Origin of the sequence: Bradyrhizobium sp. 604_D8_N2_3 (assembly GCF_051810765.1) — a bacterium.
GTDB lineage: Bacteria > Pseudomonadota > Alphaproteobacteria > Rhizobiales > Xanthobacteraceae > Bradyrhizobium > Bradyrhizobium barranii.
On record NZ_JBPWPM010000001.1, the window covers coordinates 7379195 to 7404022 of the forward strand.

The following is a 24828-nucleotide window of genomic DNA, read 5'->3' on the forward strand; positions in this document are numbered from 1 at the left end:
GAAGAGCCTGATATCAACCGGCCCGCAGGAAGGCACCGCCATGAGCGACGATCTCTCCGGCGTCTGGGATGGCAGCTACATTCAACCGGGCACCGGAATGGTCACCTTCACCGCAACTCTGGTCGAAACCGGCGGCGCGCTCAGCGGAAGCGTGACCGAGCCCTGCTCGAACCCGCGATGCCCGCTGCGCACCCACAACGCCTCGATCGCGGGTCAGCGCTCCGGCAACGCGGTCTCGTTCGTCAAACACTACGAGCCGCCCGGCCACGGCTACGACACGGTCCATTACGAAGGCACGGTGAACGCCGAGGCGACCGAAATCGACGGGCGCTGGCAGCTGCAGGGCTCTTCCGGCGCGTTCCTGATGATCCGCGCCAGCAAGGCCGCGCAAGCGGCCACGACGGAGCAACACGCCAAGGTGCCATCGCGCTGAAGGGAGCGACCATGCTGACCCTCTATTCCTATCCGGAACTGTTCGGCGTCGCCGACAACAACGGCTACGGCCTCAAGGTCTACGCGTTCCTGAAGCTAGCAGGCGTGCCGTTCGTGCACGAGCACGTCTTCGATGCCTCTGCCGCGCCGCGCGGGCAGCTGCCTTACGTCGTCGACGACGGCGAGACCATCGGCGACAGCGAGACAATCATTGCGCATGCGATCGCCAAATATCGTCTGAGCATCGATGCCGCGCTGTCGCCGGACGCACGGCGGACCAATCATCTCGTCACCCGCATGCTGGACGATCTCTACTGGGTGATGTCGTATTCGCGCTGGAAGGACGATCGGTTCTATCCGGCATTCCGCGACGCCTTCATCGCGCAGCATCCGCAGATCGACGCGGCCGGATTCGAGAAAGCCAAGGCCTACAACGCGCAGCGCTATTATTACCAGGGCATCGGCCGCTACACGCCCGAACAGGCCTACGCGCGGGGGCTTGCCGATCTGCAAGTGCTGGCCGAGATCGTGCCTACGGCAGGCTTCGTCCACGGCGCAGCGCCGACCAGCTGTGATGCCGGCATCTACGGCTTCATCGCCAACATCTATTATTTTCCGATCCCGACGCCGCTGAAGGCCTTCGTCGATGCGCACGCCAATCTCGTCGCGCATTGCGAGCGGATTCATGCGGCGGTGAGTTCGTAGTTCGTAGGGTGGGCAAAGGCGCGCTCCTTGCGCGCCGTGCCCACCATGCATCCGCATTTGCGGTACGAATGGTGGGCACGCTTCGCTTTGCCCACCCTACGCCTCGCGCCTTACCGCATCGTGATCGCGAGCCCGCTCAGATCCGCATTCGCCATCAGGCCGGTCTGGTAGCCCGACAGCTCCAGCACCGCGCCCTTCTGGTTGGTCAGCACGATGGCGCGAGCGCCACGGCCGACGGCAAGACCGGCACCGGCCGCGCCATAGACGCCGGCGACGTCGGAAGGACGGTTGATGTTGGAGACGCGGCCACGCAGCACGGTCTTGGAGCCGCCGAACACGAGGCCGTAGTCGAGCCCGCCGGTCGAGAGCCCATACGAGCGACCGCGGAAGTTCAGCACGCCCGAGCCGCCCGAACCGCCGATGATCCAGCCCGCCTTGTAGATCGTCAGCACCACGGTGCCGCCGTCGGCCAGCGCCGAGGTCGAAAGGCCGGCCAGAGCGGCAATGGCGACCAGCGCGGCGCGGAAGGTGGTAGCGAGCTTCATGGGGCGTCTCCGGGGGCTATTTTTCAAGGGAGGATTCGAATCAGACGCAGCGAATGTATCCGATGGATCGCGGCGGCAACATGATGGAGCAGCCGTGAGGCGTCTGCCGCAGCAGCGCATTCAACTGTCATCGCCCGGCTCGACCGGGCGATCCAGTACGCCGAGACGGCAATGAGATGCGAAGAAGCCGAGGCGTACTGGATGCCCCGCCTGCCGCCTACGCTAAAGCTTCGGCGCCCCTGGACCTCAGCCCCGGCGAAGCCTTGGCGTAGCCGGGTCGCGGGGCATGACGGCGGAGTTTGAGGCCACCTACCGGCACCACCGCCATGATGCCATTCTGCCCCTGTTTTGCCCGACGGAGCAAGCGAATTGTTCGGCTATACCGAATTTGAAACGCTCACGATTTCTACGGTGCATGGGGTTGTTTTCGCGTTTTTGTTTTACCAGCCTTCCCCAATGCCGATTGCAACTCCCCCGCATGTCGCTACGCTCGTGTGGGCGACGCGACCGTTCCATCCGAGGTGATCCCATGTCGATCCAGCATTTCGCACCCCCGCCGCACGTCAAGGCGCCGCCGCTGTCCTTTGCCACGCGTGTCGGCGATCTCCTGTTCGTCTCCGGCATTCCCGGCTTCGACGGCAATGGCGCGCTGCCGGACGGTTTCGAGGCGCAGTTCGCCAACGTCGCCGTCAACATCAAGCGCGTGCTGGACGAGGCCGGCGCGACGGTCCGCGATCTCGTCAAGGTCAACGTGCTGCTCACGCGCGCTTCCGACGTCGCCGCGATGAACGCACTCTATGCCGGCGCGTTCGGCCCGCCGCCCTACCCGGCGCGCACCACCTGCGTCGTGCAGGCCCTGCCCGACCCGAAAATGCTGATCGAGATCGAGGCAATTGCATCACTGGCGAAGTGAGCCACGCTTAGCGTATGTGTCTTGGCGCATGTGTCTTGGCGTATGAGTCTTGGCGTATGTGTCTTGTCGGGCACTCGGCCGAACCAAGTGCACGGCTCCCTCTGACATATCCGTGAAACGGCCGCCCCTCGGCTTGCCAAGGACCTGCTTTTACCGCACGGATTTTCGGGTCCCACATCCCCACAAGGAGATTTTTCATGCGTCGCGTTCTCGCCCTCTGTGCCGTTGCCGGCATCGCCACCTCCGTGTTTGCCGTGCCGGCGTCGGCGGCGGTCGGCTATTACGTGATCCGCTGGGACAACACCGGCATCTGCCAGGTCTGGAACGAGGACCTGAAGTACAAGCCGTTCCAGTGGGGCGCGTCGACCTACAAGGTCGTCAGCAAGCCGGTCCCGACCTTCACCGCGGCTTCGGATCTCCAGATCAAGCTGCGTTCGGAGCGCCGCTGCACGCTCTGAGCGTCACGCGACCAATTTGATTTTGAGGGCGGGCCGCGCGAGCGACCCGCCCTTTTCCTTTGCAGGCGCGCGCTGGTTTTCCGGCTCAAATGACGCATTTCCTGCGCGCACGCTTTGAACCTGATCGGCCGGCGGAGCTACTCACAACTTGTCCGGGGCGCATCCCCAAAAGCGCCCCACACCATGCCTCCCCGTCATTGTCGGGAGGCGCATCACATCTTTCATTTGAGGAGCTGATCATGCGTCGTATTTCCGTGCTGTGCGCTGCTGCCGGTCTTGCCGTCACTGCCTTCGTCGCCGCGAGCCCTGCCGAAGCCAGCTATCACCTGATCCGCTGGCAGGACACCGGCTTCTGCCAGATCTGGGACGAGAGCATCCCGACCGCGCCGTGGCCCTCCGACTACGCCCGCGTCAGCACGACCGTGCCGACCTTCGTCGACGCACTCGTGCTGAAGGATCACGCGTTGAAGAGCGGTCACTGCACCTGGTAAGATTTCGATCGGCGGATCGACGAGCGGGCAAGGGCGCGACGCGTTCTTGCCCGCTCTTTTTTTGCCTGCACAGAGCGGACCGACGAGGCGCAGCGACAGCGCGCCCTCACGCGTCCTTGTGCGCGCCGGGATGGATCAGGATGTCGCGCGCAGCGGCGAGGTCGATGAAGGCTTGCGCGCTTCCGCCCTGGTCGGGATGCTTGCCCTTGGCGGCGCGACGGTAGGCCTGGTTGATGTCGTCGCAGGTGAGCTGCACGGCAAGCGGCAGGCCGAGCATCCTGCGGGCACGATCTTCGCTCGAGAGCTTCTTCGGCATGGCGTTGCGGCGGCCGAAGCGTGGCGCGGTGAGATCATGGACGACCTCGAGGATCACGCCGATGCGGCGCTGGGCCGCCAGCGTGACGCTGTGATCGTCATTGTCCACGGCCTGGCGCAGCACCGGAAGCGCCTGCTCGGCCGCCTGGCGCAGCGTGGCATCCGTGCTCATGCGCACGATCTCGGCGACGAGCCGGCCCGCCTCGGCCCAGCCGGCCGGCTGCGCCGACCGCAGGCGTTCGAGAGCGAGTTTCCAGGATTCAAGCCGTCCCATCATGCGCGCAACGTTTAGCAATGAAGATCAGTATGCCAAGGCGGCCGTTTCCGACCCCTTAATTTCGAGTTAGCCTTTCATGAAACTTCGAAACGAATCCAGGGGGAAATTGTCATGGCATTGCTCGCAAACCATATCGCCGTCGTCACGGGCGCCGGATCCGGCATCGGCCGGGCGATCGCGGCCGGCTACGCCCGCGAGGGCGCGCGAGTGGTGCTGCTCGACGTCAACGCCGACACGGTCGCGGAGGCCGCGCAGGAGATCCGCAAGGCCGGCGGCAAGGCCGAGAGCTTTGCGCTCGATGTCACCAAGCGTGACGACTGTTTTGCGCTCGCCAGGCAGGTCGCCGACAAGGTCGGGCAGGTCTCGATCCTCGTCAACAATGCCGGCATCACCCGACGCAACGCCTTCACCGCGGACACGGAGACGGTGGCGAAGGACTGGAACGACATCATCTCGCTCAACCTCAACGGCGTCTTCAACGTGACGCAGGCGTTCCTCGCGCCGCTGCGGGCCGCCAGGGGCCGCATCGTCAATATCGGCTCGATCCAGTCCTTCGTGCATCTGCGCACGCCGAGCTCGGCGGCGTATACGACCTCGAAGCACGGCGTGCTCGGCTTCACCAAGGCGCTCGCGGCCGAGCTCGGCAAGGAAGGCGTGCGCGTCAATGCGATCGGGCCGGGCTTCATCGAGACCAACATCAACGCCAACGTGCGCGCGACCAATCCGGCGCTGGTGCAGGCCTTCGTCGATCACACCCCGCTGGCGCGCACCGGCAAGCCCGAGGACATCGTGGGCCCCGCGATCTTCCTGGCGTCGGATCTGTCGGCCTATGTCACGGGGACGATCGTGATGGTGGACGGCGGGTACCGGACGGTGTGAGCGGGCGCGCAAAATCGGCCCGCATCGCTATGCATCCCGTGCCAATCGCGGCACCTTCGCGGCAATCCCAAGGTCAATTGGTGCGATCGTCCGCGATTAACCACTCGTTAACCAAACCCGCCCACCGTAGATCTACGGCTAGGGGGCCGTTGGTTCTCGATCGCTTCCAAAGATGGAAGCGGGCGTTGATCGGGAGGTGTGTTGATGACCACTGTTCATGTGGCTGCGTCCGATCCGGGCGCGCAATTTCTTGCCCCTAACCAAATCGTTCCGCTGCTGATCGGCGCGACCGTCGACGAGGTCGAGCGCGAGCTCGTGCTCCAGACGCTCGCACGCTGCGACGGCAACCGCACGCGCGCATCGCGCGTGCTCGGCCTGTCGGTGCGCACGTTGCGCAACAAGATCAGGATCTATGCAGCGTCCGGCATCGACGTGCCCGCGTATCACGACTAGCACGCGGGCACGATTGGTGTTGATCAAGCCCGGCGCAAGGCGTCGGCGGAATTGCTGCTGTCGTCAAACGCCGCTAAGTAGCTTGCTTCCGGTCAAGGGAGCAGCGGCGTGGCAGACGAACAGAAACGGCAGGGACCGCAAGGTCCGCGCGGACGGCAGGGCGAACCCGGACGGCCAGGGCCGCAGGGGCATCCCGGCCGGCGCGGCCCAGACGGCCAGCGCGGCAAGCCGGGACCGCAAGGCAAGCCCGGGGCGGCCGGAAAGGCCGGAGCGCAAGGCAAGGCCGGCCTGCCGGGCAAGCCCGGCGAAGCCGGTGCTCGGGGCGCGGCCGGGCCGCAGGGGCCGCAAGGCCCTCGCGGCGAGCCCGGACCGCCCGGCCAGCTGCCGTCGATCGAGCAGGTGCTGCCGTGGCTCGATCAACTCTTCGACGCCTGGGACGAGCGCCGCCGTCAGCGCGAGCGTGAAGCTGCCGAACGCGAGGCGCTGGAAGCCGCCGTGCACGAGGTTGAAGAGGCGATCGTCGATGACGAGGCCGACGACGGCGAAGGCGAAGGCGAAGGCGAAGGCGAAGGCGACGATCACCGGAAGAAGAAGAAAAAGAAGAAGCACGGCCACAAGGACTAGCCGGGCGGAAGTTGCTTCGACGCCCCGGAGGACTCATCCTTGCGCGGCAGCATGCCCATGCGCTCGAACTGCCAGCGCATGGCGCGGTACCAGAGATAGCCGACCAGCGTGCCGAGCAGCGTCAGGATGACAAGGTTGACGCTGCTGTAGGAGCCGCTCCACCACATCATCCATGCGGTCCACAGCACGGTGAAGGTGACGGCACCTGCTCTGAGAGGAATAAGGGGGCGGCTCATGGTCGTGCTCCGGGCTGTCAAAACCCCGGCGGACGTCATCGCAATTTGAGGCCGCTCTCACCGTGAGCCAGATCACGGAATGGACGCAGGACCGCCTAACCGAACCGCAGCCGCGAACGCTCCTTGGCCTTCTCCGCCTCGATCTCACGGTCGCGCGCCGGCGCATGGGTATGCAGTGAGGTCAGGAGCTTTCGCGCAGTCGCCGACACTTCCGCGACCGCAAGCTCGAAGGCCTCTTCATTGGCCTGAGACGGCTTGTTGAAACCGGAAAGCTTGCGCACGAACTGGAGCGCGCTGGCGTGGATCTCGTCCTCCGTCGCGGGCGGCTCGAAGTTGAACAGCGTCTTGATGTTGCGGCACATGCAGGCTCTCCCGTAGCGGTGTTCCCCTGAGGACGATTGGCGAGGCCGAAATCCTACATCCCGGGCGCAGCCGTGTCATAGGCAGGACCAGCCATATCTGATCCGCAATTATTCCCCTTGCGCGCCGCACCATCGGGGAATGTTTTTCGGGGGGCGATGATGGGTCCGGTCTCGATCCTCCGTGACCAGCTGATAAGATCGCGTCCAACGCGGCCGACCATGAGCCGCATGGGGAGAGAAACATGAAAACGTCTTGCGCGGCGCTAGCGGCCATCCTGCTGTCCATCGCAACGCCGGTTATGGCCGCCGATTATCCAGCGCCGAAGCAAGGCGACTGGATCGCCAAGGACTTCAAGTTGCACACCGGCGAGACCATGCCGGAATTGAAGCTGCACTACACCACTGTCGGCGAGCCCTCTGGCCAGCCCGTGCTGGTGCTGCACGGCACCGGCGGCTCGGGCGCGAGCATGCTGTCGCCCGCCTTCGCCGGCGAGCTGTTCGGTGCGGGACAGCCGCTCGATGCGTCCAAATATTACATCATCATCCCCGACGCGATCGGCCACGGCAAATCGTCAAAACCGTCCGACGGCATGAAGACGAGCTTCCCGAAATACAATTACGACGACATGGTCGAGGCGCAGCATCGCCTCGTGAAGGAAGGCCTCGGCGTCAAACATCTGCGGCTCGTGATCGGCAATTCGATGGGCGGCATGCAGACCTGGCTGTGGGGCGAGAAATATCCGCAGGAGATGGACGCGCTGGTGCCGATGGCCTCGCAGCCGACCGAGATGGCCTCACGCAACTGGATGATGCGGCGGATTATGCTCGACACCATCAGCAACGATCCCGACTACAACGGCGGCAACTACACCAGCCAGCCGCGCATGATGAAATACGCCATCACCGCCTACGGCATCGCCAGCATCGGCGGCACTCTGGCCTATCAGCAGCAGGCGCCGACCGCGGCCAAGGCCGACAAGATCGTCGACGAACGGCTGGCGACACTGATCACGGCGGATGCCAACGACTTCCTCTACCAGTGGGGCTCCTCGCAAGACTACAATGCCGGCGACAAGCTCGAGCAGATCGAGGCGACGCTGCTGCTGATCAACTCCGCCGACGACGAGCGCAACCCACCGGAGACCGGGATCACGGACGCGGCAATGAAGCGGGTCAAGAACGGCAAGCTGTATCTGATCCCCGCGAGCACCGAGACGCGCGGCCACGGCACCACCGGCAACGCGAAATTCTACGTCGAGCAGGTCAGGCAATTGCTGCAAACCGCGCCGCAGCGGACGATGTGAGCCGAGCAGCAAGACCGCATGTCGAACGCTCGCTTTCGCAAGGCTGCGCTGGCGCTTCCCGGCGTCATCGAGGGCGCACATCACGGCCATGCCGACTTTCGTGTCGGCAAGCGCGTGTTCGCGACGCTGGGCTATCCCGATGAAAAATGGGGCATGGTGAAGCTCACTCCCGACCAGCAGGCCGTGCTTATCGACGCGGAACCGGAGATGTTTCGTCCGGTCCCCGGCGCCTGGGGCAGGAGCGGCAGCACGAATGTGAAGCTGGCGAAGATCGATCAGGTCACGTTGCGGAGCGCACTCGAGATGGCATGGCGCAATGTCGCGCCTAAGTCGCTGCTTGCATCGCTTGAGACGCGATAGGAAGGACCGTACGTGCAGGTTCGCACTGTGCGCCTGGCTGGCCGCCCATACCGCAACGCATCATATGCGGCGCCTCTCGCGCCGCATATTATTTGAGCATGCATTACGCTGACAGCTCGGGCTTAATCGCATCAACGATACGAATCGAACGCGACGCGATCGCGCGCAGTCGGCGCGCGACGCAGGGAGGAGTTCGCATGCACAGGCTCGCGCTGTGCGTTTGGTTGGCCGCGACGATGGCGCAGACGAGCGCCGCGTTCGCGTTCGACAACGGCCAATACGACCACGTGCCGCCCGACATCCGCGCCTGGTTCAAGAGCGTGATCGCGCCGAACGGCGTGCCCTGCTGCGACATCTCCGACGGCCATCGCACCGACTACGATGTGCGAGGCGGCACCTATTGGGTACCGATCGAGGGACAGTGGATGGAGGTGCCCGAGCGCGCCATCATCCGCGATCGCGGCAATCCGGTCGGCCAGGCCGTGGTGTGGTACGTCCACCATCGCGGCGCGATCATCATCAGTTGCTTCGTGCCGGCCGATGCGGTGTAGGCCGCTCAGGCCTTGAGGTCTCGCCTGGGCGAGGCCTCGACATATTCGATGTCATCGCCGAAATCGTCGAGCGCGGCACGAACGGATTTGGCGTCGGCCTCGGCGACGGTGAAGATCGCGGCCAGGTTTTGCCGCTTCTGTCCCGGAAACAGGCTCTCGGCGGCGTAGCCGGCATCGCCTAGGGTCTTGATGATCTTGCGCCGCCGGCGCTGATCGACATGGTCGTGGAATTTGAATTGCACGGACATGCTCAGAAGCTAGCCGTTCGCCGCACCCATTCAAGGTCGCAGAATCTATTTTTGCCTCTTTCGCGCCGGCTTCGCCTTTGCAGTTTTCTTGGCAGTTTTCCTGCCCGATTTCTTGGCCGCTTTCGCGCGGCCGAGTGCAGCGGCAACATCCAGCAGGCCGGCGCCGTATTCCGGCGTAAAATCCTTGCCTCGCATCGCCGGCAATTTGATCGCTGTCGCGATCAGGCGCCTGGCGACCGCAAGCCCGGACGCCCTGGATTTCGGCTTGTTGATGTAGACGAGCGCGGCGGCGCCCGTCACATGCGGTGTTGCCATCGATGTCCCGGGCCAGGAATCGTAGCTGGTATGGTCGGCGAAGCTTGCCTTCACCCGGGGCACCGTCGACAGGATGTTGACGCCCGGCGCCACCAGCTTGATATGCTTCCCCGAATTGGAGAACGAGGCGCGCCGATGGGACTCGTCGACGGCGCCGACTCCGATCGTGTCCGGGTAGCCCGCCGGGTATTCCTTCGGATTGCCGTCCTCGAACTCGTTCCCCATCGCGGTGGAGATGATGACACCGGCCTCGATCAGTTCGGCGAAGGCCGTCGCTTCCGTCTTTGAATGGTCCTCGCCGCCAATGCTGAGGTTGATGACCTTGATGTTGGAATCGAGCGCGGCCGCAAGCGCCTTGCTGTAGAAATCGAAGTTGAAATTCTCGTCGTCGCATGCGCGCTTGGGATCGTCGAACACCTTCCAGCAGTGCAACCGGCAATTGGCCAGGCCTGCGATACCGACCGAGTTATTGACCACGGCCGCGATCGTGCCGCTGACATGGGTGCCATGACCGAGAAAATCACGCGGTCCGTTGCCGTCGTGCCTGTAGTCCTCGATCGCGTCCACGAGATCGGGATGTCCGGCGTCGACGCCGCTATCGAGCACAGCGACATGAACCCGCCCCGCACCTGGCCGCGGTCGATCGAACCATCTGATGGCGCGAAGGCCCCACTGCCGGATCTTCATGGGATCGGCGGCGGCACTGAGCCACCGGTTGGGAACGGGTTCGACCAGATCCACCGCCCTGGAGGCGCGCAGGCGCTTCAGGATGCCTGCATCGACCTTCCCGTCCTTCAACTGCACGATCTGAAATCCGGCCAGAGCCTCCCGCGGCGGCGCCGTTGCGGAGCGTGCTATCGAGCGATGGACCGCGGCCAAAGCCATCGCCTGGGGCTGCGCGGGCGCCTCATCGTCGCCGACCACGAACAGCGGCTTCATCGACTGAAGCCCGAAATTGTCGCGCAGGAAATCGATCGGACCTCTGACGTCATCGGGCATCGCAGCCATCAGCGCGCGTGACGTTGTCGCCTGAAGCGAGGCTGCCGCGATCTGCCGGGCAGCGGCCGGCTTCAACCGAACGATCAATTGTCCCGGGACATGCTTGCGACGGCGTGGCCGATCGCCCGCGACCCGCATTGCCTGCGTTGGGGCCATGACGAATTCCTCGCTTGAAAAGCAACAAAGTACGACACCCGTTATAAGCGAAATTTCTGGTCTACGCCACCTGCGTCATGCCGTGGCTACACCGGGCCGCACCTGCTATTTCGGGGATAGCGGTCGAGCCGGAGAATGCTATCCTGTGCCCCTCAATCAGGGAGACCTTCGTGACCGATCTCTGCGCCGAAGACCTCGCCACCATCTATGCCAAGCCGAGCCCGCGCGTGATCGCAAAGGCGCGTCCCGCGATCGATGCGCATGCGAAGAAATTCATCGAGATGTCGCCGTTCTGCGTGCTCGCTACGTCAGGCGTCGACGGCAGCGTCGATGCATCGCCGCGCGGCGGAGGGGTTGGCTTCGTCCATGTCGCCGGCCCCAACCAGGTGCTGATGCCTGACCGTGCCGGCAACAACCGGATCGACAGTTTTCGCAACGTCGTCGAAGGCTCGGGCTTCGTGCATCTGCTGTTCTTCGTCCCCGGCATCGACGAGACGCTGCGTGTCGGCGGACGCGGCACGCTCTCGGCCGATCCGGACCTGCTCGCATCGATGGTGGAATTCGGCAAGCCGCCGCGCGCGGTCCTGAACGTCGCGGTCAGCGAAGTCTATTTCCACTGCGGCAAGGCGCTGATGCGCTCGAAGCTGTGGTCACCGGAGAAGGTGCAGCGCTCGGTGATGCCCAGCATCGGCCAGGTCATTCACGACCAGACGGGCCTGGGGGAGCCGGAGAGCCAGGAGATCGTGGAAGAGCGCTACAAGACGCAGTTGTAGGTGAGAGCGTTCGCCGCTCGAAAGAACCGTCATGCCCGGGCTAGACCCGCCTGCGCGGCCGAAGTCGCTTCGGCGAGGCGAAGGCCCGGGCATCCACGTCTTCGTCGCGCGGCCAAACGTGGATGGCCGGGACAAGCCCGGCCATGACGAAGGAGAGAGCCGGTGCCGGAGCTTAGTGGCCCTCGCCCTCGAGCCCGCCGACGTGCTTCTGCGTGTAGAGTTCGAGGCCGATGCGGCCGATCAGGTCGAGCTGGGTTTCGAGGAAATCGATATGGTGTTCCTCGTCGCTCATCAGCTTCTCGAACAGGTCACGGGTGACGTAGTCCTTGGCGCCGTTGCAATAGCCGGCGGCCTCCTGGTAGAGCGCCCGCGCGCTCATCTCGGCGGCGAGATCGCACTCGATGATCTCCTTGACGTTCTGGCCGATGCGCAGGGGGTCGAGCACCTGCATGTTCGGGAAGCCGTCGAAGAACAGAATCCGCTCGGTGAGCTTGTCGGCGTGCTCCATCTCCTCGATGGACTCCTTGCGCCAGACCTTGGCCATGTCCCGCAGGCCCCAATTGTCGAGGAAGCGGTAGTGCAGCCAGTATTGGTTGATTGCAGTCAGCTCGTGGCGCAGCGCCTTGTTGAGATAGTCGATGACTTTTGCGTCGCCCTGCATGATGCACTCCAAATCTTGCGTCCAAATCGGCCCTAACCGACTTTAGAACGCTTCTAAATCAGTTTAAGGACGAGAGCAACCGGCCACGGGGACGCAGCCGGGGAAAAGCTCAGCCGAAATTGCGGAAGTTTTCAGCAGGCCGCGAGGGCGAACCGGGGGAGTTCCGCCGTCTCGTCATTGGCGGCCACGGTGTGGCTGTGCGGGCAGCCCGAGCAGCAGGACTTGGCGCAGGGGCCAAGAGTTTCGTCGATGATGGTCTTGATGGTACGGGCGCAGCGGCCGCATTCGGCGCTACAGCCGAGGCATCCATAGACCTGCTTGGCATGACGTACGGCGTCGTCGGACTCGGCGACCGCGGCGCGGATGTCGTCATCGCTCAGCACGTTACAGGAACAAACGATCATGGAAGCGGCAGGCCCTTCGGTGATGCGTCATCATCGATATTTAAGGGGCCGTCCGGATGCAAAGGGAAAAACCGGTATTTGAAGCTATTCCAAACTAGCCCGGAAACAGCCTAGAACGGCTCTAAAATAGGGAGTTGCACTGGATCAAGATCTTGGCGGACCTAGTCACCGCCACCGCCTCCACCACCATCGCCGCCACCTCCGCAATCCCCGCCACTGCTACCGCTATCGCTGCTGGAACAGCTGTCGCTCGAGCTCCCCGAGCTGTCGCTGGAAAACCAGCTCCCCAGCGAGAAGCCGTCGCTGGCCGCTGAATAGCCGTCGCCGCTACTCCCTCCGTCACTACCAGCACCCGCGCGCGAGCGCCGGCCGCGGTTCTGGAGATGGGCGAACCAGCCATAGCCAATCGCGAAAATGACCCCGGCAGCGATCAAAGTATTCATCATCGCGTTGCCCATCGTCGTCTCCCTCGCGGACCTGCGATCCATTAATTGGTCGTCCTCGGCGAAGGTGCCGTTCATTGATCATTCAAACGAAGTATGGAACTTTACCCCCAAAGAGTTCCCGCCTGTTTGTGCGAAAGGTCACGCCAATGAAGAAGTTCTTACTGACGGTCGCCGCCGTCGCCACCCTGGCCCTCACGGCCGGGACACCGGCCCACGCTCAGCGTGGTGTCGCCGCCGGCGTGGCCGCCGGGATCATCGGTGGCGCCATTGTCGGCGGCGCGCTGGCTTCTCCGTATTATTACGGACCCGGTCCGGGCTACTCCTATGGCCCCGGCTACTACCCGCCCCGCTACTACGCGCCGGGTCCCGGCTATGTCGCGGACGACTACTACGGTGACGGCTGCGTCTGGCAGAGGCAGCGCTTCTGGGATGGCTACGCCTGGCGCACCCGCCGCGTCAGAGTCTGTGGCTGAGGCGCGCTGAACCGGTTCACTACGGACGCGCCGTTCATCTCCGGGCCTGAAAAAGACCGCTTTTTCTCGTCACAGCTCCGTGCGCGTTTACCGTGGATTGACCAATTGCGCGCTTCCTAGCTGCACGGTCGATTTCATCAGAGTGTGCGTGAACCTTTGAAACCCGGGCGCTCCTAACAAGGGACGTCCATCTCCCAGGAGAGCCAAGAGCATGAAGAAGACTTTTGTTGCCGCCCTCACGGTTGCGACGATCGCCGGTTCGCTGGTGACCGCCACTCCGTCCGCGAAGGCCCATGACGGCGTCGGCGCCGGCATCGCAGCCGGCCTGATCGGTGGCGCCATCGTCGGCGGCGCCATCGCGTCGAGCCGTCCCGCCTATGGCGGACCGGTCTACATTGCCGAGCCCCCGCCGCCCGCGCCCTGCTACTGGCAGCGCCAGCGCTATTGGGACGGTTACGGCTGGGTCGTCCGCCCGGTTCGCGTTTGCTACTGATCTGATCGCAAGATCCGATCGCATGGCGCATCCGCGCCGCGATCGAAGCCCGGCCGAGCACCTCGGCCGGGCTTTTTCTTTGGCGAAGAGTTAAGGCCGCTACCGCGCCGCCTGGATCGAGCGCAGCACCTCTTCGCTCGGCCAGCAATCGACCTTGAGGCCTGCCGACTTCTGGTAGGCGCCGAGCGCCGCGCGCGTCTGCATCCCGGCCTTGCCGTCGATCTTGTCCTTGTAGAGCCCAACGCGCGTGAGCCCGCGCTGCATGGTCTCGACGTCCTTGGTGCGCAACTGCTTGGAGGCCACCCATTGTGTCGCGAACGGCAGCGGGCTCGTCATGCGGTCGCCGAGATGGCCGACGAACAGCACGTAGAGGTCGGAGAAATTGTACTCCTTGATGACGAAGTAGTTCTTCGTCGTCAGGAACGATGGGCCGTAAATGCCTTCCGGCTGCAGCAGCGAGGCCGGCTGCGCCTGCTCGGCAGCGCTCAGCTTCTCGCCACGCACCGGCACAAAACCTTCGCGCAGCCACTGGCCGATCGGCTTCGTCACCTCGGGCACGCCGCTGGTGCAATCGACCTTGGCCGGCGCCTGCACCTCGTAAGCCCAGCGCACGCCGCTCTGCCAGCCCTTGTTGACGAGCTGCTGCGCGGCCGAGGCCAGCGCATCCGGCACCGAATGCCAGATGTCGATGCGGCCGTCGCCGTCGAAGTCGACACCGTGCTTGTAATATTCGGACGGCAGGAATTGCGTGAGCCCGGTGGCACCCGCCCAGGACGAGCGCATGTCCTTGCGCGTCACCACGCCCTCGCCGAGGATCTTCAGCGACAGGATGAACTCGTTCCGATAGGTGTCCTTGCGTCGCCCGACATAGGCCTGCGTCGCCAGCACGCGCACGAGATCGTAAGGCAGCGTGTAGCGGCCGTAATCGGTCTCGCGGCCCCAGATCGCGAGCATGATGGTGGCCGGCACGCCGGATTTCTTCTCGATCTCGCTCAGCGCCGGACGATATTTTTGCAGCAGCCGCTGCCCCTCGCCCGCAAGCCGCGCGATCGAGGCTTCCTTGACGTAGTCGGCCGGCACCTGCACGAACTCGGCCTGCGACGGTGCGCCGGTCGCGGGCCGTCCGGGCAGGATCAAATCGGGCAGCTTGTAATCAGGCTCGAGCCCGCGCGTCTGCTCATCGAATGTCGCGCGCGACACGCCGGCGGCCTGCGCCTCCGGCCAGAGCGAGGCGATGAACTGCGTGAAGGCGGCGTCGGCGGCGCGGGCGGGCGACAGGCCGCAGATGATAGCGATCACCGCAGCTATGAGCGCCCGCCGCATCATGCCGAAATCACCGCGTCAGCTTCTTGTACTTCACGCGGTGCGGAATGATGCTGTCCTGGCCGAGACGGCGCATCTTGTCCTTCTCGTAGTCCTGGAAGTTGCCTTCGAACCATTCGACGTGGCTCTCGCCTTCGAAGGCCAGGATGTGGGTTGCGATGCGGTCGAGGAACCATCGGTCATGGCTGATGATGACGGCGCAGCCGGCGAAATCTTCCAGTGCCTCTTCGAGCGCGCGCAGCGTATCGACGTCGAGATCGTTGGTCGGTTCGTCGAGCAGCAGCACGTTGGCGCCGGACTTCAGCATCTTGGCGAGATGCACGCGGTTGCGCTCACCGCCGGAGAGCGCGCCGACCTTCTTCTGCTGGTCGGCGCCCTTGAAGTTGAACGACGAGCAATAGCCGCGCGAGTTCACTTCCTTCTTGCCGAGCAGGATCAGCTCGTTGCCGCCGGAAATCTCCTCCCACACGTTCTTGTTGCCGTCGAGCGCGTCGCGCGACTGGTCGACATAACCGAGATGCACGGTCTCGCCGACCGTGATGGTGCCCTTGTCCGGCGTTTCCTGCTTGGTGATCATCCTGAACAGCGTGGTCTTGCCCGCGCCGTTGGCGCCGATCACGCCGACGATGCCGCCAGGCGGCAGCTTGAAGGTAAGATCGTCGATCAGCAGGCGATCGCCATAGCCTTTGCTGAGCGTTTCGAAATCGACGACGTTGGCGCCGAGCCGCTCGGCAACTGGGATGATGATCTGCGCGGTCTGGGTCTGCTTCTCGCTCGCCTGCTTGAGCAGATCCTCGTAGCGCTGGTAGCGCGCCTTGGATTTGGCCTGACGCGCCTTCGGCGAGGACGCGACCCATTCCTGCTCGCGGGCGATCGTCTTCTGATGCGCAGCGTCTTCACGGCCTTCCTGCTCGAGCCGCTTCTGCTTCTGCACCAGCCAGGACGAGTAGTTGCCCTCGTAGGGAATTCCCTTGCCGCGGTCGAGCTCGAGAATCCAGCTCGTGACGTTGTCGAGGAAGTAGCGGTCGTGGGTGACGATCAGGATCGCGCCGGGATAGTTGCGCAGATGACCTTCCAGCCACGACACGGACTCGGCGTCGAGATGGTTGGTCGGTTCGTCGAGCAGCAACAATTCCGGCTGATCGAGCAGCAGTTTGCACAGCGCGACGCGGCGGCGCTCACCGCCGGAGAGTTTCGTCACATCGGCATCGTCGGGCGGACAGCGCAGCGCGTCCATCGCCTGGTCGACCTTGCTGTCGAGATCCCAGAGGCCCTGGGCCTCGATCTCGTCCTGCAGCTTGGTCATCTCGTCGGCGGTTTCTTCCGAATAGTTCATCGCCAGCTCGTTGTAGCGATCGAGAATGGCCTTCTGCTTGGCGACACCCAGCATGACGTTCTCGCGCACGGAGAGCGCCGGATCGAGATGCGGTTCCTGCTCGAGATAGCCGACGCGGGCGCCCTGGGCGACCCAGGCCTCGCCGTTATACTCCTTGTCGAGGCCAGCCATGATCTTGAGCAGCGTCGACTTGCCCGAGCCGTTGACGCCGAGCACGCCGATCTTGGCGTCCGGGTAGAACGACAGATGAATGTTATCGAGCACCTTCCGGGTCGGGTAGCTCTTGGTCAGGCCCTGCATGAAATAGATGAACTGGCGCGCCATCGGTCCCGTGAAACCTTCGATTTGAGGAAATTTGCTTGCCGCCGATGTAACGATCCCGCCCCCAAAGGGCAATGTTTTCCCTCCGTTCACCACGGTTGAATACGGGATGGACACCATCCGGCCGCCGATCCGGACAATTGAAACCATTTTTTAATAAAGTGGGCCAAAGCTCGTCATGGCGCCGAAAAAGACGCCACCCGCGGCAGAAGCGACGGGGAGAACAGCGAGGCCACATCATGGCTCTGATCGAGACCAATTCCATCGCCGTTCCGGCACGAGCCGGTAGCGCTTCCGGACTCGTCACGGAGATCAAGGGCTTCTGGAAGCGTTTCTTCGCTACCGCTTTCAACCCTTACCGCCCCGAGCTGCACTACATGCGTGGTCCCGGTCCCGCCTGGCGCGCCAAGCACGGCATTGATACGCCGTTCCGCCTCAAGCAACGCGACCTCTGAACCCTTCCCCCCTATCGGATCTCCTATCGGATTTTTGAACACGTCAGCTGCTTGCGCGCAGGCGTGATTGCGCGCAACCATGGCCAGGTTCCGACGATGGCGCTCCCCGCCTGGCGCCGTCACCTCTCGCCATGGATGAAAGCTGATGACGCGGCTGCGCTGTGCAATTCTCGACGACTATTTCAACCTCGCCCTCGACGTCGCCGACTGGCAAAAACTGTCCGATCGCGTCGACGTCACCGTGTTCAGCCATCCCTTTGCCTCGGAGCAGGCCGCGGCGAGCGCGCTGGCCGATTTCGAGATCATCTGCGCGATGCGCGAGCGCACGGCGTTCCCCAAGAGCCTGTTCGCGTCGCTGCCGAAGCTGAAGCTGCTTTTGACCTCCGGCATGCGCAACGCCTCGATCGACATGGAGGCTGCGAAGGCGCAAGGCGTTGCCATCGGCGGCACGCAATACTCCCGCGATCCGACCGCGCCGCTGACCATGGGCCTGATCCTCGAACTGACCCGCGGCATCGGCCGCGAGAACGCGCGCATGCATGCCGGCGAGCCCTGGCAGAGCTTTGCCGGTGTCGAGATCGAGGGACTGACGCTCGGCGTCGTCGGGCTCGGCAAGCTCGGCAGCAAGATGGCGGGCATCGCGAAAGCATTCGGCATGAACGTGATCGCCTGGAGCCCGAACCTCACGCCGGAGAAATGCGCGGCGGCCGGCGTCGGCTACGCCACCAAGGAGGAGCTGTTCGCCAAGGCCGATATCATCACCATCCATGTGGTGCTGAGCGATCGTTCGCGCGGACTGGTCGGGGCTGCCGATCTCGCGCGGATGAAGCCGACGGCCTTCCTCGTCAACACCGCGCGCGGTCCGATCGTGGACGAGCAGGCGCTGCTCGAGGCCTTGCAGCAGCGGAAGATCGCGGGCGCCGGCATCGACGTATTCTCGGTCGAGCCGCTGCCGGTCGACCATCCCTTCCGCAAGCTCGACAATCTCGTGCTGACGCCGCATCTCGGCTACGCCACCGAGGACGGCTTGCGCATCCATTACGGGCAGATGGTCGAGGCGATCGACGCCTTCACCGGGGGTCGCGAGCTGCCGCGCAAGCTGGCCTGAAACGAAAAGGGCGTGCCGACGGCACGCCCTTCACTGATCTGAATTGTCTCGTAGCGCTTAGCGCACGGTGACCGGCGCGGGCAGCGGCGGCACCACCGTCGGCTGGGTGCCTGGGACGGGGCCAGCCTGGGCAGCCATCGGAGCCGGACCGGCAGCGCCCGACGTCGGCGCAGCGGAGGCGGTCGCCGTTCCTGGCGGCGGGCCACCCGGCATCACCACCACGCGGGTGCCGACTTTGACGCGGTCGAACAGGTCGGAGACGTCCTCGTTCAGCATGCCGATGCAGCCCGACGACACGAACTTGCCGATGGTCGAAGGCTGGTTGGTGCCGTGGATGCGGTAGACGGTCGAGCCGAGATACATCGCGCGTGCGCCGAGCGGATTGCCGGGGCCGCCGGCCATGAAGCGCGGCAGATAGGGCTGACGCTCGATCATCTCGGTTGGCGGATGCCAATCCGGCCACTCGGCCTTGCGGGTGATCTTCTGCACGCCGGTCCAGGTGAAGCCGTCGCGGCCGACGCGGACGCCGTAGCGGATCGCACGGCCGCCTCCGAGCACGTAATAGAGGTAGGTGTTCGGGGTATCGACGATGAGCGTTCCAGCCGGCTCCTTGGTCGCCAGCGAGACTTCCTGGCGGCGCAGGTTCGGCGACAACTGCGCGGGAGCAGCGTCGGGCTGCTCCTCGGGCGGCAGCGAAGCGATCGCCATCGGCCGGCCATCGTTGCCCACGGGCGGCTGGCCGGACTGAACCGTTCCGGTCGCGGCGGGACCACCGACGGCCTCCGGCGGACGCAGGCCGTCCCTGCCGGGTGCCTGACCCGGGCGATCGGCATAGATCACCGCGGGCGGGCCGGCGGGGCGGCCATAGCGGGGATCGTCGGGCGACATCACGGGGCCCTGCGGCGGCGCCGCCGAATAGACCGGCGGAGCGCCAGCCGGACGGCCATAGCGCGGATCATCGGGCGACATCACCGGCCCCTGCGGCGGGGCGGCGGAATAGACCGGCGGAGGGCCAGCCGGGCGGCCGTATCGCGGATCGTCGGCCGGACCAGGCGGCGGCAGCGACGCCTGCGGCATCGCGTCGTCTTCATCGTCCAGCGAGTCGAAATTCGGCGTGCGGTCGCCGGGGCGATATTCGGCCGGAGCGCCATAGCTCGGCGCCTGCTGGACCGGATAGCTCTGAGCCTGTGCGAGCGAGGTTCCCGCCGCAGCGACTGTTGCGGCAGCGCATATCGTCAGAAAATGTTTGATCATCATCGCTCTTGTATAGTCCCCGAGCCCATCCGGACCGTTAACGGCCAGATGACCGAAGATAGCGGCACATTCAAGACATTACAGGCTGATTTGTGCCTGAGTTAGCGATTTGTGATGCAGGCACACACAGTTGCCTCGTTGCATCAGGGGGCGGAAATCGCATCGGGCCGCAGATTGCCGGAGTCTCCGGCCCCGAATTTAAGGGAACGGCGCGGAGGCGTTGCGATATGTTCGAATCAGCCTGATTCGCCTCCGCTCTGAGCTTCTGTCCCTGGCGAACGGCAATCAGTACCGTCACCGCGTTCAGATGGCTCTTGGGTCCCGGCCGCCACCCGCCGGGGCGGAAATTCGTAACCCGTCCGATGCTTCCCGGCTTTCGCTTCCTGTTTGCCGCGATCCTGCTGTCAACCTCCATCCTGGTGTTCGGCCTAGGTGTCGCCGCGCTGCTGCGGGCCACCCACGAGCAGTATGTCAGCAACCCCTCCTGGCGGAACGGCCCACAGGAGAAGGTGTTTGCGCAGGTTTCCGAGCCGGCCCAGCCGGTGCTCGCGGCGCTCCGCGCCGAGCCTGAGGCGGCCGCCGAGCCCACGCCATCGCTGCGCGACCGGGTGCCGACCATCGGCTTGCCGGCGAACGAGCCCGAACAGGTGGCCGCCCTGACGACCGAGCCCGACGTGCCGCCGCAGGTCCCTGAGGCCGCGCCTCCGGTCGCCGAGCCGGTGCAGGCCGAGGCCACGACGGAAGCCATCGCGCCGGCTCCTGCCGACACACTCACCCGGGCCGACACCACGGCATCGATCCCCGAGGCCACGCCTGCCGTGACCGCCAGCGAACCGGCGCCGGCTGATCCCGGTGAGGGCCTTGCCTCCCCGGCGCCCGACATTGCCCCGGCCAAGGTGGCCGCGCTGAACGATCCGGCGGCGCCGGCCTTGAAGGATGCGCCGGCGAAGGCCAAGGGAGACGCGAAGACGGACAGCAGCGCCCCGGACAGCAAGGCGGCCAAGCGCCAGGCGAAGGCGAAGAAGCGGCACCGCATGGTGCAGCGTCCTCCGCCCCAGCAGTTGCGGCAGAGCTATGATCTGTTCGGCCAGCAGCAGATGCTGGCGACAACGGCCACGCGCACGCGCCAGTAAGGCTACGCCGGCCCGGTCGCGACCGGCGGGCCGCCGGCCTGGCCCCATTCCGACCACGAGCCGTCATAGAGCGCGGTGTCGGTGATGCCGAGGCGATAGAGTGCGAGCGTCAACACGCCGGCGGACACGCCCGATCCGCAGCTCGTCACGATCGGCGCATCGAGCTTGACGCCGGCGTTCGCGAAGGCAGCGCGGAGATCGTCGAGCGGCTTCATGGTGCCGGTCGCGGCATCGAACAGCTGATTGTAGGGCACGTTGCGCGCGCCCGGGATGTGGCCGGAGCGGATGCCCGCGCGCGGCTCGGGCGCGCGGCCCTCGAAGCGGTCGGCGGCGCGTGCGTCGATCACCTGCTCCTTGCTGCTTTCGACGTTGGCGATCAGCTGCTGCATGCTGCGTACGCGTTTTGAATCGTAGCTCGCCCTAAACGTCGCGGGCTTCGGCCTCACCTCGCCGCTCTCGACCGGACGCCCCTCGGCGCGCCACTTCTTCAGCCCGCCATTGAGGATGCGCACATTGCTGTGGCCGAAGGCCAGGAACATCCACCAGGCGCGGGGAGCAGCGACCCAGCCGCCGGCATCGTAGAGCACGACGGTGTCGGCATTGGAGATGCCGAGATTGCCCGCGTCACGGCCGAACTGCTCGGCGCTCGGATACATGTGCGGCAGCGGGTTTGAATGATCCGACACCGCGTCGACGTCGAAGAACACGGCGCCCGGCAGATGCGCGGCGAGATAGTCGTCCTTCGGCAGCGGCAGCACGCCCGGCAGCTTGAAGCTGGCGTCGAGGATCTTGACGTTGGCGTCGTCAATGTGGGCGGCGAGCCATTCGGTGGAGACGAGGGGGTCGGTGGCGGTCATGCGAGGTCTTTCTTGTCATTCCGAAGTTGAAGCAATGCGCATCAAACTCCGCTGTCATCGCCCGGCTTGACCGGGCGATCCAGTATTCCAGAGGCGGTTGTGATTGAGTCGAGAAGCTGCGGCGTACTGGATTCCCCGCTTTCGCGGGGAATGACAGCGGAGATTGGCGCGACAGCGCAGCACTTCTCACCCCTTCTTCTTCGGCTCCCACTGCTCCACCGGACCGCCGGCATCGCGCCAGGCGGCATAGCCGCCGGCGATGTGGGCGACGGGCTTCAGGCCCATGTCCTTGGCGGTCTTCGCCGCGAGCGCGGAGCGCATGCCGCCGGCGCAATGGAAGACGAATTTCTTGTCCTGCTGGAAGATCGGCTTCGCATAGGGGCTCTGCGGATCGATCCAGAATTCGAGCATGCCGCGGGTGCAGGCGAACGCGCCGGGGATGCGACCGTCGCGCTCGATCTCACGGGGGTCGCGGATGTCGACGATGACGACGTCACCGTTCTTGGAGATCTCGATGGCCTCCTTGGCGTTGAGCGTCTCGATCTCGGCATTGGCCTCGTCGATCAGCGCCTTGATGCCGCGGGTGATGGTCTGGGGCATGTGGTTCTCCCTCTTGTCGGCCTCTGCGCGGCCGTCCGGACTGACGGCGCGTGCAGCTAGTGCGTCAATTCCTTCATCGCACCCTCAAGACCCTCGATCGTGATCGGGTACATGCGGTTGGCAAAGATGCGTTTGATGATGGTGGTCGATTCCGAATAGTCCCAGTGCTTCTGCTGCACCGGATTGAGCCACACCGTATGCGGATAGGTGCGGATGATGCGGTCGAGCCAGACCGAGCCCGGCTCCTCGTTGACATGCTCGACCGAGCCGCCCGGCACCATGATCTCGTAAGGCGACATCGATGCGTCGCCGACGAACACGACCTTGTAGTCGTGCGGGTATTTGTGCAGCACGTCCCAGGTCGGCGTGCGGTCGGTGAAGCGGCGCTTGTTCTGCTTCCACACGCCCTCATAGAGGCAATTGTGGAAGTAGAAATACTCCATGTGCTTGAACTCGCTCTTCGCCGCCGAGAACAGCTCCTCGACCTGCTCGATATGCGAATCCATCGAGCCGCCGATGTCGAAGAACACCAGCAGCTTCACCGCATTGCGCCGCTCGGGCCGCATGTGGACGTCGAGATAGCCGTGATTGGCAGTCTCGCGGATGGTGGTGTCGAGATCGAGTTCGTCAGGCGCGCCGGTGCGCGCGAACTTGCGCAGGCGCCGCAGCGCCACCTTGATGTTGCGGATGCCGAGCTCGACATTGCCGTCGAGATCCTTGAACTCGCGCTTGTCCCACACCTTCACGGCACGGTTGTTGCGGTTCTTCTCCTGGCCGATGCGGACGCCTTCGGGATTGTAGCCGTGGGCGCCGAACGGCGAGGTGCCGGCAGTGCCAATCCACTTCGAGCCGCCCTGGTGCCGGCCCTTCTGCTCCTCGAGGCGCTTCTTCAGCGTCTCCATGAGCTTGTCCCAGCCCATGGCCTCGATCTGCTTTTTCTCCTCCTCGCTGAGGTATTTCTCGGCGAGCTTCTTCAGCCACTCCTCGGGGATCTCCGCCTTCTCCATGGCGTCGAGCAGGCTTTCCAGCCCCTTGAACACCGTGCCGAAGACGCGGTCGAACTTGTCGAGGTTACGCTCGTCCTTCACCAGCGAGGTGCGCGACAGATAGTAGAAATTCTCGACCGAGTAGTCCGACAGATCAGCGTCGAGCGCCTCCATCAGCGTGAGGTATTCGCGCAGTGTCACGGGGACCTGCGCATCGCGCAGAGAAGTGAAGAATTGCAGGAACATGGGTGACAGATTGCCCGTCGGGGGGCGAACGTCAAGGGGCGCAGCCCGGCGCGGGACGCTGGACCGGTCGGCTTTTTGCTCTAGAATTGACCGTCTCACGGGGTTGTTTTGGGGACGTTTGCAATGGGAATTCTCGCGGCGCTCATCATTGGCGCGATCGCCGGCTGGCTTGCCGGCAAGATTGTCCATGGGGCGGGATTTGGGCTGATCGGCAACATGGTGGTCGGCATCATCGGCGCGCTGGTGGCGAGCTGGGTGCTGCCGCAACTGCATATTGCGCTGGCCACCGGCACGATCGGCGCGATCGTGGACGCCACCATCGGCGCGGTGATTGTGCTCGTCATCCTTTCGCTGATAAAACGGGTCTGAAAGCCTGACCGAACCAGGAACGGCCGCCATGAGCGGCCGTTCCGTTTGTTGGACCAGGGCGATGCCCGGCCGACGACCAACAAGGACGCGCGATGAAATTTACCGGCACCAAGGACTATGTTGCGACCGACGATCTCAAGGTCGCCGTCAATGCCTCAATCGTGCTGGAGCGGCCGCTGCTCATCAAGGGCGAGCCCGGCACCGGCAAGACCGTGCTGGCGGAGGAAGTGGCGAAGGCGCTGAACGCGCCGCTTTTGACCTGGCACATCAAGTCCACCACCAAGGCGCAGCAGGGCCTCTATGAATACGATGCGGTGTCGCGCCTGCGCGACAGCCAGCTCGGCGATGCCCGTGTCTCCGACATCAAGAACTACATCAAGCGCGGCAAGCTGTGGGACGCCTTCACCGCCGAGCAGCGCCCGGTGCTCCTGATCGACGAGATCGACAAGGCCGACATCGAATTCCCGAACGACCTGCTGCTCGAGCTCGACCGCATGGAATTCCATGTCTACGAGACCGGCGAGACGATCAAGGCGAAGCAGCGCCCGATCATGATGATCACCTCCAACAACGAGAAGGAGCTGCCGGACGCCTTCCTGCGCCGCTGCTTCTTCCACTACATCAAGTTTCCCGACGCCGACACGATGGGCCGCATCGTCGACGTCCATTTCCCCGGCATCAAGAAGCGCCTGGTCGAGGAAGCGCTGCGCATCTTCTTCGAGGTGCGCGAGGTGCCAGGTCTGAAGAAGAAGCCCTCAACCTCCGAGCTGCTCGACTGGCTCAAGCTGCTGCTCAACGAGGACATGAGCGTCGAGCAACTGCGCGAACGCGACCCGCGCAAGCTGATCCCGCCGCTGCACGGCGCGCTGCTCAAGAACGAGCAGGACGTGCACCTGTTCGAGCGGCTGGCGTTTTTGAGCCGGAGGGAGGTTTGATCTGCAAGCGCGCAGAGACAACCTGACCGCAA

34 protein-coding genes are annotated in these 24828 nt (G+C 64.5%); 19 read left to right on the forward strand and 15 right to left on the reverse strand.

Annotated elements, in window-relative coordinates; translation table 11 throughout:
- The first annotated feature begins 40 nt into the window (after nucleotides 1-40).
- Nucleotides 41-433 (forward strand): hypothetical protein, encoded by a 393-nt coding sequence (locus AB7245_RS35395; protein WP_085405150.1) that lies wholly within the window; start codon nucleotides 41-43, stop codon nucleotides 431-433.
- 11 nt (nucleotides 434-444) lie between these two features.
- Complete coding sequence (locus AB7245_RS35400) at nucleotides 445-1137, forward strand: glutathione S-transferase family protein (protein ID WP_085405151.1); 693 nt, start codon at nucleotides 445-447, stop codon at nucleotides 1135-1137.
- A gap of 110 nt (nucleotides 1138-1247) precedes the next feature.
- Here the strand turns inward: AB7245_RS35400 and AB7245_RS35405 are convergent, their stop codons facing one another.
- Nucleotides 1248-1682: a hypothetical protein gene (locus AB7245_RS35405; protein ID WP_085405152.1), complete on the reverse strand. Its 435-nt coding sequence runs from the start codon at nucleotides 1680-1682 to the stop codon at nucleotides 1248-1250.
- Between the two features lie 529 nt (nucleotides 1683-2211).
- Between AB7245_RS35405 and AB7245_RS35410 the strand changes: the two genes are divergently transcribed.
- From AB7245_RS35410 to AB7245_RS35420, 3 genes are all read left to right on the forward strand, one after another.
- Complete coding sequence (locus tag AB7245_RS35410) at nucleotides 2212-2595, forward strand: RidA family protein (RefSeq protein WP_085405153.1); 384 nt, start codon at nucleotides 2212-2214, stop codon at nucleotides 2593-2595.
- Between the two features lie 197 nt (nucleotides 2596-2792).
- The gene (locus tag AB7245_RS35415) at nucleotides 2793-3053 is read left to right on the forward strand and encodes a hypothetical protein (RefSeq protein WP_085405154.1); all 261 of its coding nucleotides are present in this window, start codon (nucleotides 2793-2795) and stop codon (nucleotides 3051-3053) included.
- A gap of 239 nt (nucleotides 3054-3292) precedes the next feature.
- Nucleotides 3293-3544: a hypothetical protein gene (locus tag AB7245_RS35420; RefSeq protein ID WP_085405155.1), complete on the forward strand. Its 252-nt coding sequence runs from the start codon at nucleotides 3293-3295 to the stop codon at nucleotides 3542-3544.
- A gap of 106 nt (nucleotides 3545-3650) precedes the next feature.
- Here the strand turns inward: AB7245_RS35420 and AB7245_RS35425 are convergent, their stop codons facing one another.
- Entirely contained in the window at nucleotides 3651-4136 is a 486-nt protein-coding gene (locus AB7245_RS35425) for a molecular chaperone DnaJ (protein ID WP_085405156.1), read from the reverse strand.
- Between the two features lie 111 nt (nucleotides 4137-4247).
- On the opposite strand from AB7245_RS35425, the gene AB7245_RS35430 reads away from it, so the two are divergent.
- The 3 genes from AB7245_RS35430 to AB7245_RS35440 all read left to right on the forward strand — a co-directional run bounded on the left by AB7245_RS35430 (nucleotide 4248) and on the right by AB7245_RS35440 (nucleotide 6092).
- Nucleotides 4248-5015 (forward strand): SDR family NAD(P)-dependent oxidoreductase, encoded by a 768-nt coding sequence (locus AB7245_RS35430; protein WP_085405157.1) that lies wholly within the window; start codon nucleotides 4248-4250, stop codon nucleotides 5013-5015.
- A 204-nt stretch (nucleotides 5016-5219) separates the two neighbouring features.
- Nucleotides 5220-5468, forward strand: a complete 249-nt coding sequence (locus AB7245_RS35435; RefSeq protein WP_071910270.1) for a helix-turn-helix domain-containing protein — start codon at nucleotides 5220-5222, stop codon at nucleotides 5466-5468.
- A gap of 108 nt (nucleotides 5469-5576) precedes the next feature.
- Nucleotides 5577-6092 (forward strand): collagen-like triple helix repeat-containing protein, encoded by a 516-nt coding sequence (locus AB7245_RS35440; RefSeq protein ID WP_439035487.1) that lies wholly within the window; start codon nucleotides 5577-5579, stop codon nucleotides 6090-6092.
- On the opposite strand, the gene AB7245_RS35445 is transcribed toward AB7245_RS35440, so the two are convergent.
- Nucleotides 6089-6328 (reverse strand): hypothetical protein, encoded by a 240-nt coding sequence (locus AB7245_RS35445; RefSeq protein WP_028152311.1) that lies wholly within the window; start codon nucleotides 6326-6328, stop codon nucleotides 6089-6091. The two genes, AB7245_RS35440 and AB7245_RS35445, sit on opposite strands and share 4 nt — an antisense overlap.
- A gap of 95 nt (nucleotides 6329-6423) precedes the next feature.
- Nucleotides 6424-6690, reverse strand: coding sequence for a DUF2277 domain-containing protein (locus AB7245_RS35450; RefSeq protein ID WP_085405159.1), 267 nt, complete (start codon nucleotides 6688-6690; stop codon nucleotides 6424-6426).
- Nucleotides 6691-6932: 242 nt separating this feature from the next.
- Here AB7245_RS35450 and AB7245_RS35455 point away from each other — a divergent pair, with 242 nt between their 5' ends.
- The 3 genes from AB7245_RS35455 (at nucleotide 6933) to AB7245_RS35465 (ending at nucleotide 8905) form a co-directional block, all read left to right on the forward strand.
- The gene (locus AB7245_RS35455) at nucleotides 6933-7994 is read left to right on the forward strand and encodes an alpha/beta fold hydrolase (RefSeq protein ID WP_085405160.1); all 1062 of its coding nucleotides are present in this window, start codon (nucleotides 6933-6935) and stop codon (nucleotides 7992-7994) included.
- A gap of 18 nt (nucleotides 7995-8012) precedes the next feature.
- On the forward strand, nucleotides 8013-8354 hold the full coding sequence (locus AB7245_RS35460) for an MmcQ/YjbR family DNA-binding protein (protein WP_085405161.1): 342 nt from the start codon (nucleotides 8013-8015) through the stop codon (nucleotides 8352-8354).
- Nucleotides 8355-8551: 197 nt separating this feature from the next.
- Nucleotides 8552-8905 (forward strand): hypothetical protein, encoded by a 354-nt coding sequence (locus AB7245_RS35465; RefSeq protein WP_028152315.1) that lies wholly within the window; start codon nucleotides 8552-8554, stop codon nucleotides 8903-8905.
- Nucleotides 8906-8910: 5 nt separating this feature from the next.
- Here the strand turns inward: AB7245_RS35465 and AB7245_RS35470 are convergent, their stop codons facing one another.
- The gene (locus tag AB7245_RS35470) at nucleotides 8911-9153 is read right to left on the reverse strand and encodes a hypothetical protein (RefSeq protein ID WP_085405162.1); all 243 of its coding nucleotides are present in this window, start codon (nucleotides 9151-9153) and stop codon (nucleotides 8911-8913) included.
- 45 nt (nucleotides 9154-9198) lie between these two features.
- Nucleotides 9199-10623 carry a S8 family peptidase gene (locus AB7245_RS35475; RefSeq protein ID WP_085405163.1) on the reverse strand — a complete coding sequence of 475 codons (1425 nt, stop codon included), beginning with the start codon at nucleotides 10621-10623 and terminating at the stop codon, nucleotides 9199-9201.
- Nucleotides 10624-10793: 170 nt separating this feature from the next.
- Here AB7245_RS35475 and AB7245_RS35480 point away from each other — a divergent pair, with 170 nt between their 5' ends.
- Nucleotides 10794-11396, forward strand: coding sequence for a pyridoxamine 5'-phosphate oxidase family protein (locus AB7245_RS35480; protein ID WP_028156299.1), 603 nt, complete (start codon nucleotides 10794-10796; stop codon nucleotides 11394-11396).
- A 172-nt stretch (nucleotides 11397-11568) separates the two neighbouring features.
- Here the strand turns inward: AB7245_RS35480 and bfr are convergent, their stop codons facing one another.
- From bfr to AB7245_RS35495, 3 genes are all read right to left on the reverse strand, one after another.
- A complete protein-coding gene (gene bfr, locus AB7245_RS35485) occupies nucleotides 11569-12057 on the reverse strand; it encodes a bacterioferritin (protein ID WP_014492874.1) in 489 nt (162 codons plus the stop codon).
- A 131-nt stretch (nucleotides 12058-12188) separates the two neighbouring features.
- Complete coding sequence (locus tag AB7245_RS35490; RefSeq protein ID WP_063981474.1) at nucleotides 12189-12461, reverse strand: (2Fe-2S)-binding protein; 273 nt, start codon at nucleotides 12459-12461, stop codon at nucleotides 12189-12191.
- A 161-nt stretch (nucleotides 12462-12622) separates the two neighbouring features.
- On the reverse strand, nucleotides 12623-12919 hold the full coding sequence (locus tag AB7245_RS35495) for a hypothetical protein (protein WP_085405318.1): 297 nt from the start codon (nucleotides 12917-12919) through the stop codon (nucleotides 12623-12625).
- Between the two features lie 134 nt (nucleotides 12920-13053).
- Here AB7245_RS35495 and AB7245_RS35500 point away from each other — a divergent pair, with 134 nt between their 5' ends.
- Both AB7245_RS35500 and AB7245_RS35505 read left to right on the forward strand, forming a co-directional pair.
- Nucleotides 13054-13380 carry a hypothetical protein gene (locus tag AB7245_RS35500; protein ID WP_063981473.1) on the forward strand — a complete coding sequence of 109 codons (327 nt, stop codon included), beginning with the start codon at nucleotides 13054-13056 and terminating at the stop codon, nucleotides 13378-13380.
- A 211-nt stretch (nucleotides 13381-13591) separates the two neighbouring features.
- Nucleotides 13592-13873 (forward strand): hypothetical protein, encoded by a 282-nt coding sequence (locus AB7245_RS35505; protein WP_071910256.1) that lies wholly within the window; start codon nucleotides 13592-13594, stop codon nucleotides 13871-13873.
- 99 nt (nucleotides 13874-13972) lie between these two features.
- Here AB7245_RS35505 and AB7245_RS35510 read toward each other — a convergent pair whose 3' ends face one another.
- Nucleotides 13973-15199 (reverse strand): lytic murein transglycosylase, encoded by a 1227-nt coding sequence (locus AB7245_RS35510; protein ID WP_085405164.1) that lies wholly within the window; start codon nucleotides 15197-15199, stop codon nucleotides 13973-13975.
- Between the two features lie 7 nt (nucleotides 15200-15206).
- Nucleotides 15207-16856, reverse strand: coding sequence for an energy-dependent translational throttle protein EttA (gene ettA / locus AB7245_RS35515; RefSeq protein WP_085405165.1), 1650 nt, complete (start codon nucleotides 16854-16856; stop codon nucleotides 15207-15209).
- A gap of 236 nt (nucleotides 16857-17092) precedes the next feature.
- Here ettA and AB7245_RS35520 point away from each other — a divergent pair, with 236 nt between their 5' ends.
- Together AB7245_RS35520 and AB7245_RS35525 are read left to right on the forward strand one after the other, a co-directional pair.
- Nucleotides 17093-17308: a hypothetical protein gene (locus tag AB7245_RS35520; protein ID WP_085405166.1), complete on the forward strand. Its 216-nt coding sequence runs from the start codon at nucleotides 17093-17095 to the stop codon at nucleotides 17306-17308.
- 145 nt (nucleotides 17309-17453) lie between these two features.
- Nucleotides 17454-18416 (forward strand): D-2-hydroxyacid dehydrogenase family protein, encoded by a 963-nt coding sequence (locus tag AB7245_RS35525; RefSeq protein WP_085405167.1) that lies wholly within the window; start codon nucleotides 17454-17456, stop codon nucleotides 18414-18416.
- 57 nt (nucleotides 18417-18473) lie between these two features.
- Here the strand turns inward: AB7245_RS35525 and AB7245_RS35530 are convergent, their stop codons facing one another.
- Complete coding sequence (locus AB7245_RS35530) at nucleotides 18474-19670, reverse strand: L,D-transpeptidase family protein (RefSeq protein WP_071917197.1); 1197 nt, start codon at nucleotides 19668-19670, stop codon at nucleotides 18474-18476.
- Between the two features lie 362 nt (nucleotides 19671-20032).
- Here AB7245_RS35530 and AB7245_RS35535 point away from each other — a divergent pair, with 362 nt between their 5' ends.
- Nucleotides 20033-20803 carry a hypothetical protein gene (locus AB7245_RS35535; protein ID WP_085405168.1) on the forward strand — a complete coding sequence of 257 codons (771 nt, stop codon included), beginning with the start codon at nucleotides 20033-20035 and terminating at the stop codon, nucleotides 20801-20803.
- A gap of 2 nt (nucleotides 20804-20805) precedes the next feature.
- On the opposite strand, the gene sseA is transcribed toward AB7245_RS35535, so the two are convergent.
- The 3 genes from sseA to AB7245_RS35550 form a co-directional block, all read right to left on the reverse strand.
- On the reverse strand, nucleotides 20806-21660 hold the full coding sequence (gene sseA / locus AB7245_RS35540; RefSeq protein WP_085405169.1) for a 3-mercaptopyruvate sulfurtransferase: 855 nt from the start codon (nucleotides 21658-21660) through the stop codon (nucleotides 20806-20808).
- 186 nt (nucleotides 21661-21846) lie between these two features.
- Nucleotides 21847-22260 carry a rhodanese-like domain-containing protein gene (locus tag AB7245_RS35545; protein ID WP_085405170.1) on the reverse strand — a complete coding sequence of 138 codons (414 nt, stop codon included), beginning with the start codon at nucleotides 22258-22260 and terminating at the stop codon, nucleotides 21847-21849.
- A gap of 56 nt (nucleotides 22261-22316) precedes the next feature.
- Nucleotides 22317-23492 (reverse strand): vWA domain-containing protein, encoded by a 1176-nt coding sequence (locus tag AB7245_RS35550; protein WP_028156289.1) that lies wholly within the window; start codon nucleotides 23490-23492, stop codon nucleotides 22317-22319.
- 123 nt (nucleotides 23493-23615) lie between these two features.
- Between AB7245_RS35550 and AB7245_RS35555 the strand changes: the two genes are divergently transcribed.
- Both AB7245_RS35555 and AB7245_RS35560 read left to right on the forward strand, forming a co-directional pair.
- Nucleotides 23616-23861, forward strand: coding sequence for a GlsB/YeaQ/YmgE family stress response membrane protein (locus tag AB7245_RS35555; RefSeq protein ID WP_028152331.1), 246 nt, complete (start codon nucleotides 23616-23618; stop codon nucleotides 23859-23861).
- Between the two features lie 92 nt (nucleotides 23862-23953).
- Nucleotides 23954-24796: an AAA family ATPase gene (locus AB7245_RS35560; RefSeq protein ID WP_085405171.1), complete on the forward strand. Its 843-nt coding sequence runs from the start codon at nucleotides 23954-23956 to the stop codon at nucleotides 24794-24796.
- Nucleotides 24797-24828: the final 32 nt, after the last annotated feature.